This window comes from Rhizobium leguminosarum (genome assembly GCF_004123835.1).
GTDB classification, from domain to species: Bacteria; Pseudomonadota; Alphaproteobacteria; order Rhizobiales; family Rhizobiaceae; genus Rhizobium; species Rhizobium leguminosarum_M.
In genome coordinates this window covers 748439-760998 of sequence record NZ_MZMU01000012.1, presented here as the reverse complement: position 1 = coordinate 760998, position 12560 = coordinate 748439, and the positions used below count along the sequence as shown (strand labels likewise).

At 62.1% G+C, this 12560-nt stretch carries 12 protein-coding genes and 1 riboswitch; of the genes, 4 read left to right on the top strand and 8 right to left on the bottom strand.

Annotated features, from left to right (window positions below):
* Window positions 1-2: 2 nt before the first annotated feature.
* Window positions 3-527, bottom strand: a complete 525-nt coding sequence (gene cobU, locus B5P46_RS20555) for a bifunctional adenosylcobinamide kinase/adenosylcobinamide-phosphate guanylyltransferase (protein WP_129420324.1) — start codon at window positions 525-527, stop codon at window positions 3-5.
* 416 nt (window positions 528-943) lie between these two features.
* Window positions 944-1340, bottom strand: a riboswitch (cobalamin riboswitch).
* 259 nt (window positions 1341-1599) lie between these two features.
* Here cobU and B5P46_RS20550 point away from each other — a divergent pair.
* Window positions 1600-3390 carry a chloride channel protein gene (locus tag B5P46_RS20550; protein ID WP_129420323.1) on the top strand — a complete coding sequence of 597 codons (1791 nt, stop codon included), beginning with the start codon at window positions 1600-1602 and terminating at the stop codon, window positions 3388-3390.
* A gap of 28 nt (window positions 3391-3418) precedes the next feature.
* Here the strand turns inward: B5P46_RS20550 and B5P46_RS20545 are convergent, their stop codons facing one another.
* The 3 genes from B5P46_RS20545 to B5P46_RS20535 all read right to left on the bottom strand — a co-directional run bounded on the left by B5P46_RS20545 (window position 3419) and on the right by B5P46_RS20535 (window position 7173).
* Window positions 3419-4678, bottom strand: coding sequence for an adenylate/guanylate cyclase domain-containing protein (locus tag B5P46_RS20545; protein ID WP_129420322.1), 1260 nt, complete (start codon window positions 4676-4678; stop codon window positions 3419-3421).
* A 170-nt stretch (window positions 4679-4848) separates the two neighbouring features.
* Window positions 4849-5619, bottom strand: a complete 771-nt coding sequence (locus tag B5P46_RS20540; protein WP_129420321.1) for an SDR family oxidoreductase — start codon at window positions 5617-5619, stop codon at window positions 4849-4851.
* A gap of 99 nt (window positions 5620-5718) precedes the next feature.
* Entirely contained in the window at window positions 5719-7173 is a 1455-nt protein-coding gene (locus tag B5P46_RS20535; RefSeq protein ID WP_129420543.1) for a cobyric acid synthase, read from the bottom strand.
* A 671-nt stretch (window positions 7174-7844) separates the two neighbouring features.
* Between B5P46_RS20535 and B5P46_RS20530 the strand changes: the two genes are divergently transcribed.
* Window positions 7845-8846 (top strand): glycine betaine ABC transporter substrate-binding protein, encoded by a 1002-nt coding sequence (locus tag B5P46_RS20530; RefSeq protein ID WP_206735377.1) that lies wholly within the window; start codon window positions 7845-7847, stop codon window positions 8844-8846.
* A 20-nt stretch (window positions 8847-8866) separates the two neighbouring features.
* The gene (locus B5P46_RS20525; protein WP_206735376.1) at window positions 8867-9229 is read left to right on the top strand and encodes a hypothetical protein; all 363 of its coding nucleotides are present in this window, start codon (window positions 8867-8869) and stop codon (window positions 9227-9229) included.
* A 74-nt stretch (window positions 9230-9303) separates the two neighbouring features.
* Here the strand turns inward: B5P46_RS20525 and B5P46_RS20520 are convergent, their stop codons facing one another.
* The gene (locus B5P46_RS20520) at window positions 9304-9459 is read right to left on the bottom strand and encodes an entericidin (RefSeq protein WP_129420318.1); all 156 of its coding nucleotides are present in this window, start codon (window positions 9457-9459) and stop codon (window positions 9304-9306) included.
* Window positions 9460-9626: 167 nt separating this feature from the next.
* Complete coding sequence (locus B5P46_RS20515; protein ID WP_171598639.1) at window positions 9627-10568, bottom strand: LysR family transcriptional regulator; 942 nt, start codon at window positions 10566-10568, stop codon at window positions 9627-9629.
* 73 nt (window positions 10569-10641) lie between these two features.
* Between B5P46_RS20515 and B5P46_RS34995 the strand changes: the two genes are divergently transcribed.
* Window positions 10642-10887, top strand: coding sequence for a hypothetical protein (locus B5P46_RS34995; RefSeq protein ID WP_129420317.1), 246 nt, complete (start codon window positions 10642-10644; stop codon window positions 10885-10887).
* On the opposite strand, the gene B5P46_RS20505 is transcribed toward B5P46_RS34995, so the two are convergent.
* Together B5P46_RS20505 and B5P46_RS20500 are read right to left on the bottom strand one after the other, a co-directional pair.
* The gene (locus tag B5P46_RS20505) at window positions 10802-11896 is read right to left on the bottom strand and encodes a 4-oxalomesaconate tautomerase (RefSeq protein WP_129420316.1); all 1095 of its coding nucleotides are present in this window, start codon (window positions 11894-11896) and stop codon (window positions 10802-10804) included. The genes B5P46_RS34995 and B5P46_RS20505 overlap by 86 nt on opposite strands.
* On the bottom strand, window positions 11889-12560 hold the full coding sequence (locus B5P46_RS20500; RefSeq protein WP_129420315.1) for a 4-carboxy-4-hydroxy-2-oxoadipate aldolase/oxaloacetate decarboxylase: 672 nt from the start codon (window positions 12558-12560) through the stop codon (window positions 11889-11891). The genes B5P46_RS20505 and B5P46_RS20500 overlap by 8 nt, the downstream gene beginning before the upstream one ends.

Genomic DNA, 12560 nt, shown 5'->3' with positions numbered 1-12560 from the left:
ACTTAACCCTTAATTTTCAGCGGCAGGCCTGCCGCGATGAAATAGACCTCAGTGGCCTTCGCCGCGATCGATTGGTGCAGCCGGCCGGCATGATCGCGAAAATCCCGCGCCATGCGATTGTCGGGCACGATGCCAAGGCCGACCTCGTTGGAAACGAAAACGAGCCGCGCCTTCCCGGCGGGCAGAAAATCGGCAAGTGCGGCAAATTCCGCCGCCATGTTCCGCTCCTCCATCATCAGATTGGTGACCCAGAGCGTCAGGCAATCGATCAGCACGATGCGCCCCTCGCCGTCTATGGCGGCGAGTTTGCCGACGAGATCGAGCGGCTCTTCATGCGTCGTCCAGGATGGGCCGCGATCGGTCTTGTGCTGGGTGATGCGCGCCTGCATCTCCTCGTCCCAGGCGCGGCCGGTGGCGAGGTAGTGGCGATCGAGGCCGGTGGCGACGACAAGGGATTCGGCGAAGCTGGATTTGCCGGAGCGCGCGCCGCCGAGGATGAAGACAGTGTTGGAGGGGGCAGCCGTCATGTGAAAGCGCTCTGTTGATGAGATAGGGCACGCCGTGCCGCCCCCCTCATCCGACCCTGCGGGCCACCTTCTCCCCGCTGGGGAGAGGAGGGAGCAAGCCGTGAGCTACGGCCGTTTCTCTGGTCTCTGCGGGATGAGAAGGAATAACGCGTTGCCGCATACCTCTTCTCCCCAGCGGGGAGAAGGTGCCGGCAGGCGGTTGAGGGGGTGAGCGACGACAGGAGCGAATGCACGGAGCGCAAGCGAAGGGCAATGAGCGGCGTGCCGTGCGGCCCCCTCATCCGACCCTTCGGGCCACCTTCTCCCCGCTGGGGAGAAGAGGAAGCAAATAGCGCCGCACCAGGCCGCGCTGAATTCAATCGTTCAGCCAAAACAACCTCCGTGCTGGCAGCGGGCATAGTGCCCAGGTGTGGGCTTCTCGCCCGGCACGCATGGCAGGTCTCCTGGCTCGCGGTTATCGGCCGCGATCGGGGCGGACCGGAAACCGGTCGCCCTGATCGTGCCAGCGGATCATCCTCGCCTTCCCGGCTGCATCGGTGAAAAGGTGGACGATTCGTAGACTTGAGAGGCGTCCGACCCCGGTTGATCACCATGCATATCCAGTGGCTTTTCCGGCATGTCGCCCATCCCGCCCGCCTGCATTATTGCAAGCCGCCGGCCGGAAAGGCCTGATGCCGGATGGAAGACCCTGACCGCTCTACAGTCGCGGGGTCGGCTGTGATGAAAGCGCCCGGCTTGGGTCCGCCCCGTCACATTCCCTTTTCATCCGGAAGGGCGCAACACCGATCCGGAACCATCCGTTATGTCAGGATGGTCAGTCGACCATCCGTTATCGGGATGGTTAGGCAAGCGCAGGGATGAAGTCAACCGGCCTTGGCGGCCGCCCGATCGCCAGCTCCGAGGCGTGGCTCGCCAAACACGACTTACCCTACCTAAAATATCGTCATTTATCAGAGACTTACGTCATCGAAATTTATTCCAACCGCCGGCTTTTCGCCGCAATTGTATCGCAAGCGGACTGCGCGACCATCTCCGCCCTTGACCGGGCCTCTCCCCGCCTAGTTGTCTAGCCATGCTTATGAAATTGGATCGGCGCAGTTTCCGCGCGCTGCGTGTTTTCTTCGATCCGGGACGCCTGCGGGCGCTGACCCGGCGTAGCGAGGTCGGCCTGTCGCTGGCGGGCGCCGTCGTCGGCATCATCTCGGGTCTCGCCGTCACCGGCATGAGCTACGTCTCCAACGAGCTGCATCAGCTGGTCTTCGGCATCGCCGACAGCGAACGGTTGAGCTCGTCCGAGATCGAGAACAAGCTGCTGCTGCTCACCGCCCCGGTTATCGGCGGCGCTCTGCTCGGCCTGTTGCTTCTAGTGCTGGCGAAACGCCGCAAGAAACCGATGGTCGACCCGATCGAGGCCAATGCGCTGCATGGCGGCCGCCTGTCCTTGACCGACAGCATCATCGTTGCCGTGCAGAACCTGATCTCCAACGGTTTCGGCGCCTCGGTCGGACTGGAGGCCGGCTATACCCAGCTTGCCGCCGGGCTCGCGTCGAAATTCGGCCTGAAGCTGCAGCTTCGCCGCTCGGACCTGCGCACCCTTGTTGGCTGCGGCGCGGCGGGCGCCATCGCCGCCGCCTTCAACGCGCCGCTGACCGGCGCTTTCTATGCTTTCGAGCTGATCATCGGCACCTATACGATCGTCTCGCTGACTCCCGTCGTCGTCTCCGCCCTTGTCTCCACCCTAATCGCAAGGCTGCTTGCGGGTAGCGATTTCACCATCGATATCGGCAGCTTCGGCTCGGTCGTGCCGGCCGATTATATCCCAGCACTTCTGCTCGGCGCTTTCTGCGCCGGTGTCGGCATCCTGATCATGCAGGGCGTCGCCTTTGTCGAGGAGCTGGCGCGCAAGAGTTCGATCGCCCCACCCTTCCGCCCGGCGCTTGGCGGCATCATCGTCGGGCTGTTGGCGATGATCTCGCCTCAGGTGCTCTCGGCCGGCCACGGCGCGCTGCATCTCAACCTTTCCCGTGACGTGGCGATCCCGACGCTGATCGGCCTCTTCCTCTTGAAATACTTCGCCTCTGCGATTTCGATCGGCTCCGGCTTCAGGGGTGGGCTGTTCTTCGCCTCGCTGTTCATGGGCGCCCTGCTCGGCAAGCTCTTTGCCTATTGCGGCCCCTATTTCGCCGATGCGACGCTGACGCCCGTCATCTATGCCGTGGTCGGCATGAGTTCGCTCGCCGTCGCCGTCATCGGCGGTCCACTGACCATGACGTTCCTGGCGCTCGAAATCACCGGCGATTTCCCAATCACGGCACTGGTGCTTGCCGCCGTCATCACCTCCTCGCTCGTCGTGCGTTCGACCTTCGGTTACTCCTTCGCCACCTGGCGCTTTCATCTTCGCGGCGAAAGCATCCGCAGCGCCCATGACGTCGGCTGGATCCGCAACCTGACGGTCGACAAGCTGATGCGCGCCGACGTCAAGTCGGCAAGGGCTGATATCTCGCTGGAGGAATTCAAGCGGGCCTTCCCGATCGGCTCGACCCAGCGCGTCATCCTCGTCGAGGAGAGCGACAAATATGCGGGCCTCGTGCTGGTGCCGGAGATCTACGCCAACCCGACCGACGCCCAGGACGAGGGCAAGACGCTTGCCGATTTCATCCACTACCGCAACGATTTCCTGCAGCCGCAGATGAATGCCAGGCAAGCGGCGGCGATCTTCGACAAGAGCGAAAGCGAAGCGCTCGCCGTCGTCAACAACCTGATCGAACGCAAGGTGATCGGCCAGCTCAGCGAAAGCTATACGCTGCGCCGCTACAGCGAAGAACTCGACCGCCGCCGCCGCGAGGTCTCAGGCGAGATCTGAGCGCCGTCGCGCCGACCGGATCGACGTTTCAGGATACGGCGTCGGCGAGTTTGAACACGTCGGCCCGCTTCGACACGCCACGCAATTCAAACGAACCCAGATACTCGCAGGCCACGGCGCAGGTGGTCGCGAAGCTCTCCGACATCAGCAGGTCTTGCTCAAGCGTGCCGCAGAGCTTTTCAAGCCGCGAGGCCTCGTTGACGGCGCTGCCGATCACCGTGAAATCAAGCCTGCCGCGCGCGCCGATATTTCCATAGAAAACCTCGCCGAGATGCAGCACGACATCGACACCGATGTCAGGACCTCCATCGCTCCTCCGCTGACCGTTCAGCACCTTGGTGGCTTCCAGAATATTCCTTGCGGAAGCCAGTGCGGCCATGCACGCCTTTTGCAGGTCTTCAGCATCGGTCGGAAAGATCGCCAGCACGCTGTCGCCCATGAACTTGAGGATCTCGCCGGAATTCTCCTCGACATGCCGGCCGATCAGCTCGAAATGCTCGTCCAGAAACCCGGCAATTTCGCCTGGCTGATAGACTTCGGTCAACGCCGTGAAATTCCTGAGATCCGCAAGCAGGATCGCAGCATTGATGGAGCCACCCTTTCCTCTCTGGATCTCGCCCGCAAGGATGCGCGCGCTTGTCTTGGCGCCTGTATAGACGGCAAGGATATCCGATGCGGTTTTCGATGCCGCGATGCGGTAGCAAGCCAGCCCCAACGCCGGGAAGAGCTTCGCGACGATCGCCAGTTGATCATCAGAAAATCCGCCCGGCCTATCGCTTGTGAGAGACAGGCTGACTCCGCGCAACGCAGCCTCCTTCGGAAACTCCAGCAGGCTCACAAGATGATCCGTGCCGCCACCATGCGCGAATTCCGCAAGCTGCGGGTAGTTATCGACACCCTCACCCTTGGCGATGTTCCATCGACCTGACGTTTCGCCACGGCCCAAAAGAAAATAGATCGGGGTCTTCTCGAAACTCAGCACTGCCGCACTGCCATACTCGGCATTCTCGATCGTGGTCGCACCGCCGCGCACGAAATTGGCCGAGACGCCGCCATACATGGGATGAATAGACGGCATCGCAATGCTTCCCCGCCAAATCGGAAAGCCATCCGCGATCAGCCGATCGCACAATCCGGCTATCAGCTCGCCAATATGCTCGGCTGTGATTCCATGTTCTATAAGCCACTGAATATGATTGTTAATTTCCGAACCTCCAAATGACCGACGCAGTTTATGGTCGGAAATCGGGCAAATGGACGGCGATGACCAACCGGGGCGTTGCCACATCAACCAATAGTCGAGTCAGGCAGATATTTCTAGCCATGGACTCCGGCAACGACGACCACAAGGCAGGCTGAGAGCAAGTGATACCTGCCGTTACCGTCATTCGGCTCCGACGAGAAGCAGTGAAGGGTGCCGCAGAAATGAAAGACGGTGCCGCAGCGCTTGCGGATATCTCACATCCTGACGGTCATGCCGCCGTCCACCGTCAGCACGTGACCGTTGACGAACGAAGCGGCGTCGCTTGCAAGAAACAGTGCCGCGCCGGCGATCTCGTCCGGGCGTCCCCAGCGCTGGACCGGGATGCGTTGGCGCACGAACGGCATCAACTCCTCGTTCGCGGCCATCGCCGCGTTCGTCTCGGTGGCAAACCAGCCGGGCGCAATCGCGTTGCTGGTGATGCCATACGGGCCGAATTCGACAGCCATGCCGCGCATCAGTCCGGTCAGGCCCTGCTTGGCGGCCGGATAGACGCAGTCGCCGGGCATGACGACATGGCCGCTGATCGAGGTCACCGCGATCAGGCGGCCGTGATTGCGTCGCTTCATCAACACGGCAGCGTCGCGCGAAAGCGTCATCGCCGCCGCCAGGTCGGTGCGCAGCAACTCGATGATGGCATCATCGTCGAATTCGGCCAGCGGCCGCCTGTCACGGACGCCGACATTGTTGATCAGAATATCCAGACGACCATGGATCTTGTCGATATCGGCCATCACAGCACGCTGGGCATCGCGGTCGGCGATGTCGAATGCGGCCGCCTCCGCCGTGCCGCCCGCTGCACGGATGGCCTTTACGGCGTCTTCCAGCGTCACCGCCGTGCGTCCGTTGACGATGACATGCGCGCCGGCCTCGGCAAGGGCGCGCGCCATCTCGAAGCCCAGACCACGCCCGCCGCCGGTCACGAGCGCCACCTGCCCTGCCAGTGAAAATCTATCCAGTACGCTCATAGTTTTCGTCGCTCTCAACCGGGTCCGTCGTGACAATTAATGGACTCAGTCAACTAATTTGGCAATAGCGGAACGACAAGACCGGATGACGCATCCGGCTTAACCGAGCAGGCCGGCCAGCCAGCGCGAATCGAGATGACGTTCCAATTCTCCGGCGATCTCGTCGAGCGCCTGCTCGACGCTCTCGCGGTAATTCCGCTGTTCGCCTGATAGGCCGAAGCTTTGAAGCAGCCGGGCGCGGTAGGCGTCGCTGCCGAAGAGGCCGTGCAGATAGGTGCCCATGATCCGGCCGTCGGCCGATAGCGCCCCGTCGGGCGCGCCGTCGATGATCGCCGAAGGCCGATCGCAATCCGGGCCGCGGGTGATGCCGAGATGGATCTGGTAGCCGGCAAGCGGCGCGTCATATTCGGTGGAGCGGGCCTGGCTGTTGCGCACGGTCTTTTCGGGCGCCATCTCGGTTTCGATGTCGAGCAGCCCAAGCCCCTGCGTCTCGAGCGTCCCGCCCTCGATGCCGAGCGGATCGTGCACCGTCCGGCCGAGCATCTGGTAGCCGCCGCAGATGCCGATCACCCGGCCGCCACGCCTGACATGCGCCTGGAGATCGCGGTCCCAGCCCTGCGCCCTGAAGTCGGCGAGATCCGATATCGTCGATTTCGAGCCGGGAAGCACGACGAGGCTGGCATCGGCGGGTATCCGCTCGCCGGCGCGTACGAAGACCAGCTCGACATCCGGCTCGGTCCGCAGCGGATCCAGATCGTCGAAATTGGCGATACGTGGCAGCACCGGCACGGCGATCTTCAGCGCGCCCGTCCCGCCCCTCGCCAACCGTTCGAGCACGACCGAATCTTCGGCCGGCAGGCGCGCAGCACTCCGCAGCCACGGTACGATGCCGAAACACGGCCAGCCGGTAAAGCCTTCGATGGCGCGGATGCCATCGTCAAACAGCGAGACGTCGCCGCGGAACTTGTTGATGATATAGCCCGCAATCATCGCCCGGTCGCCATCGTCGAGGATCGCATGCGTACCGACCAGCGAGGCGATGACGCCGCCACGGTCGATATCGCCGACGAGCACGACAGGCACGCCGGCCCGCGTCGCAAAGCCCATATTGGCGATATCGCCGGCCCTGAGATTGATCTCGGCCGGCGATCCGGCGCCCTCGACGATAACGAGGTCGGCCCCCGCAGCCACTTTTTCGAAACTCTCGAGCACGGCGCCGAGCAACTCAGGCTTCAGCCGCTGGTAGTCCCGCCCCTTCGCCTGTCCGAACACCCTGCCCTGGACGATGATCTGGCTGCCATTTTCCGATTGTGGCTTGAGCAGCACCGGGTTCATGTGGACCGAGGATGGCGTGCGCGCGGCCAGCGACTGCAGCCACTGCGCCCGGCCAATCTCGCCGCCGTCATCGGCGACCGCCGCATTGTTCGACATGTTCTGCGGCTTGAACGGCCGAACCGTCAGCCCACGATTGGCCGCCAGCCGGCAGAGCCCCGCGACCAGCACCGTCTTGCCGACATCGGAGCCGGTTCCCTGCAGCATGATCGCTCTTGCCATGGTGGCCCGCATTCGCCTCTCGTTCAGGCGAGGCCTACACTGGGCGGCAATCCCGGGTCAAGACTTGGCCTGGTCAAGACTTGGCCCCAGTCACGTTCCCCGCAAACGCGAAAACCGCGCATGGCCTTGGCTCTGCGCGGTTTGCCGAAAAACTCAGGCGTCTTCGCCCTTACACGGCGAAGCTCGCTTTCTCCGGTACGCACTACCTGAACCGGAGAAGCGGCGGTCATTGCTGCCACGACCCAACTGATAACGGCACATTCTTACCGGAGAGTTATTGAAGGCTTACGCAAATGTTAATTTTGATCTTTTTTGACATTCCGGTCGAAATTTCTGCCGAAGATCCGCCGCCGGTTGCGAAGAGCGTGCTTTTCGCCCGAGGGCGCCAATTTCGGGATGCTGACATAAATTCTTCGAATTCAATAATTTAGTCACGCAACCATGAGCAGAAGATGGTTGATTTCTGCGAGCGAACGCGTAGGCTCGGTCAAAATGCGCCATTGTTGAATAAGTCCTGCGACGAGTTGCCGGAGCCGCAAGCACGGACGGCGCCCAGGAACCGGAAAGCCTGTTGCGGTATCGCCCGGCAGGCATTTTCCCTTCGGGTGCCGGAGATACTTGTCGGTGAATTTCAGAGCCTGCTGCGCGTCTGCCTAAGAAGAATTCGGGGAATGACGATGAAGACGTTTCTGATTCCGGCCGTCTTTGCCGCGGCTCTTTCTACCGTCGCGCCGGCCGAAGCCGCCGAATGCGGCAGCGTTTCGATCGCCGAAATGAAATGGGCCTCGGCAGGCATTGCCGCAAGCTTCGACAAGATCATTCTGGAAAAGGGATATGGCTGCTCCGTCACGATCGTCGATGGCGACACCCTGCCGACCTTCGCCTCGATGAATGAGAAAGGCATCCCCGACATCGCCTCGGAATACTGGATCAATTCCGTCAGGTCCCTGCTCGATCAGGCTGTCAACAGTGGCCGGCTGGTACAGGGGGCCGAAATCCTGGCCGACGGCGCCGTCGAGGGTTGGTGGATCCCGAAATTCATCGCCGACGCCCACCCCGACATCCGCTCGGTCGAGGACGCGCTGAAGCATCCCGAACTCTTTCCCGCCGAAGACGACCCGTCGAAAGGCGCAGTTTACAACTGCCCCGCCGACTGGAGCTGCCAGATATCGACCACCAACCTGTTCAAGGCGCTTGCCGCCGACAAGAAGGGCTTCGAGCTTGTCGAGACCGGCAGCCCCGAACGGCTCGATGCGTCGATTGCCCGCGCCTTCGACAACAAGATCGGTTGGCTCGGTTATTACTGGGCGCCGACCGCCATCCTCGGCAAGTACGACATGACGCGCCTGAGCTTCGGCGTGGGCCACAACAAGAATGAATGGGATCGCTGTACCGCGGTTGCCGGCTGCGTCAGGCCCGAGCTTAATTCCTACCCGGTCTCGCGCGCCTTCACCCTGATGACCAGGTCCTTTGCCACCCGCGCCGGACCAGTCACGACCTATCTCAAAACCCGCAAATGGGACAATGCGACGATCAACCAGGTGCTCGCCTGGCAGGACGAAAACCGCGAAAGCAACGAGGATGCCGCGATCTATTTCCTTCGCAATTACGAGAGTCTGTGGACGAAATGGGTGCCAGTCGATGTAGCCGAGAAGGTCAACGCGAGCTTATAACGGCCAAAACACGATCAAGCATGGACGATTCGATGACAGGCAATGTTCCCTTTCCCGACCGCGATACCGTTGCGGAAAAGCTCGCCGCGCTGTCGGAGACCGACAAGTCCTATCTGGCGCTGCTCATGGAAAACGCTGCCCAGGACGACAACCTGCTCGACGGCCTGCGCCGCCATCTCGATCTTGCCGCCGGATCGCGTGTCTTAAACTCTCTGAAGCTCGAAAAACTGGGAATGTGGCTCGGGGCCCAAGCGCCGGATCGGCTGCAGATCCGGCTGATGGAAGCCGCCCGCTCTGGCCAGCATCCGGCCTACCAAGCCTTCCGGACCGGCCTCAGCCGATCCGGTGGCCTCGAAAAGCTCTATCCCCCGGTCATCCGTTAGGATGATCAGGACCGGTCATTTGACCCCTCGGTCAGTATCTGGTCAGGCAATCCCAGAAGGAATCTGAACCGTCATCACTTCTTCGCGGCGCGGTCGACTGAGCGGCCGGCATCCTGGGTGGCGTTCACGGTGTTTGCCGTATCCCTTCCTATGCCGCGGATCGTGTTGCCGCAGGAGGAAAGGGCAAGAAGAACCATCAAGGCTGCGGCAATTTTGGCCGTTGTCGTCATCTCGGATATCCTTGTTTGAAATCAACCCCGAACGGCGACAAATGCCGTCCGCGCCGATAACGCGCGACAAACCAAAAGGTTCAGCTGCTGAAAGGGTACCCGCTACGACAGCGCGTCCGATAGCACGCGCTGGCACTTTCGATCGGCGCATAATCCTGTCCGTGCGGCTAGGCGGCGACCGCCTTCGCTCTCTCGGCAAAGGCGCCGCGAATGCTGTCGGCCACCGTCTCGATCGGCCCCGACACCTGCGAGGCGGTCAGCAGGCGGATATCGAAGGCGCCGAGCTCCGGCAGCCCTTCCTGAGGCCCGAGGATCGCCATGTCCTCGTTGACATAGGACAGCGGCAGCGGCGCGATGGCGAGATCGGAAAGCACGGCGGCGCGCTGCGCCATCGTGTGGCCGCTGAGATAGGCGACGCGATAATGCCGCTTGTTGCGTTCGAGCTGGGAGAGCGCCTCCTGGCGCCAGATGCAGCCGTCTTCCCAGATCGAGATCGGCAGCGGATCCCGGCGATGCGCCGAACCGCATTTGGCGCCGGCCCAGACCAGCCGCTCGCGAAACACCACCTCACCGCCGGTCGGGAACGGCCGTGTCGCACAGTTGATCAACGCCAGGTCGAGCCGCTGCTCCTCCATGCGCTTCTTCAGCCCGATGCTCATGTCGATGGTCACGTCGACCATGATGCCGGGATAGCTTTCGGCGAAACTCTTCAGGATGCTCGGCAGCAGCCGTTCGCCGATATCCTCCGGCGCGCCGAGCCGCACGACGCCGCTGAGCTCCGGCATGATGAAGCGCGACACCGCCTCGTTCGACAGCGCCAGCATGTTGCGCGCGTAGGACAGCAACATCTCGCCGTGACGCGTCAACGACACCGAGCGGGCGTCGCGCAGAAACAGCGTCGCACCAAGTTGTTCTTCAAGCTTCTTGATCTGCATCGATACCGCCGATGGCGTGCGGAAGACTGCCTCTGCGGCGGTCGAAAAATTGCCTGTCTCTGCGATAGCCACGAAGGTACGCAGCACTTCGTTGTCAAGCAGCGGAATGGGACGGCGAAAGGGAATGCTCATCGTCGCATCTTTCAATTTTTCTGATTTATAACCCCATATCATTTTGTTTGATTGAATGTCAATTGAGCCTCACATTTCGAGCGTCGGCAGCTAAATGCAGCAAAGGAGGCCCGACATGTCTCAAACAAACATCTGGAATATCGTACAGGCCCTTTCCGCATTCAAGTCGCAGCGGCGCAGGGATGCGAACCATGAGCATGCGCTCCGGGAGCTAAGGCGCTTTCCGCCACATCTGCTGGCAGATTGCCAGCGCGAAATGGACACGCCTCGGCCAGTCAGTCGAGACGGTTTTGACCAAGGCTCGGGCGGGCCGGCAAATTGGGAAACACTCTACCGTCGAACAACTTGCGCGCCGTTCTGATCGTCCCCGCCCCTTGGACCGAGCCGTCTGCGGCCAGATCGAGGAACACCTCCATGTCACCTGTGGGATGCTCGATCCGGTAACGGCCGTCTGTGGAAGCATGTGCCAGTGCATGCGCCGGAGAACGGCTGAGCCGCGTCGCCGTCGCAACGGTGACCGCGGCGAGCACGCCGACCGAGGCGTGAACGCGGTGCGGAATGAAGCTGCGCGTGCCGATCGATCCGCCGGTTCGGGGCTCCGATACCAGGGTCATTTTGGGAACTGACGCGGAACTGACGTCGCCGAGATTCATCATCGGCCCCGCCTTGAGACGGATGGATTCGATGCGCTGCTTGAGGTGTTCGTCTGCTTCCAACGCCTCGCGGCTCTCCGTGCCTGAAAGCCCGAAGTCCGAGGCCCGCATGATCACGCAGGGCATGCCGTTGTCGATCAGCGTCGCCTCGACGCCGTCGATGACGTCGACCTCGTTTCCTGTCGGAAGAAGGGCGCCGCACATCGAGCCAGCAATGTTGACGAAGAGCAGCGGTATGGCAGCATGGCTTCCCGGCACGCCTGCGATTTCGGCCTTGCCCTGGTAGTTGACGCGGCCGTTCGGCGTCTCGATCCTGCTGACCGCGACCTCGCCGGAGTTCACCATATGGATGCGGACCGGCGTGACCTCGCCCGATGCCTTCACCAGGCCCCGCTCGATCGCTGCCGGACCGACGCCGGCAAGGATATTCCCGCATCCCTGCGCGTCGCTGACCAGCGCCTGATCGACGAAGACCTGCAGGAAAAGATAGTCGACGTCGGCATCCTCACGCGAAGAGGCGGAGAGCACCGCGACCTTTGATGTCAGCGGATCTGCTCCGCCGATCCCATCGATCTGCCGCGAGTCCGGCGAGCCCATGATGGCAAGCAGCAGGGCGTCCCGTTCGCCGGGATCCCCAGACAGGTCCTCGGCCAGGAAATAGGCACCCTTCGACGTTCCGCCTCGCATCCAGAGGCAGGCAATGCCGTCCTCATACATATTTGAGCCCCTTCTCCCGGAGCTTCGACCGCATGTCATAAATATCGAGCCCGAGTTCGCCGGCAGCGAGGCGTTGACGCTTGGCCTCCTCGTTCGCCACCCGTTTCTCGGCCGAGGCCAGAACCTCCTCGGCCTCGTTGAGCTTCACCACGCACACCCCGTCATCGTCGGCGACGATGATGTCGCCGGCTTCGATGAAGGCGCCAGCGCAGACGATCGGAACGTTGACCGAACCGAGCGTTTCCTTGACCGTCCCCTGCGCGGACACGGCCTTGGACCACACCGGGAACTGCATCTGGGTCAGATCCCTGATATCGCGGACACCGGCGTCGATGACGAGGCCGCGGCAACCTCGCGCCCGCGCCGAGGTGGCAAGCAGATCGCCGAAATAGCCGTTATCGCAGGGCGAGGTCGGCGAAAGCACCAGGATGTCGCCGGTCTTGATCTGCTCGATCGCAACATGGATCATCCAGTTGTCACCGGGCGGTGCGGAGATCGTGATGGCGGAGCCGGCGATCTGCGCGCCTGAATAGATCGGCCTCATATGGCTGGCGAGCATGCCTTTGCGCCCCTGGGCTTCGTGGACCGTCGCGACGCCTGATTTGGCAAGCCTGTCGATCACATCAGCTTCCGCCCGTGGTATGTTCTGTACGACGATGCCCAT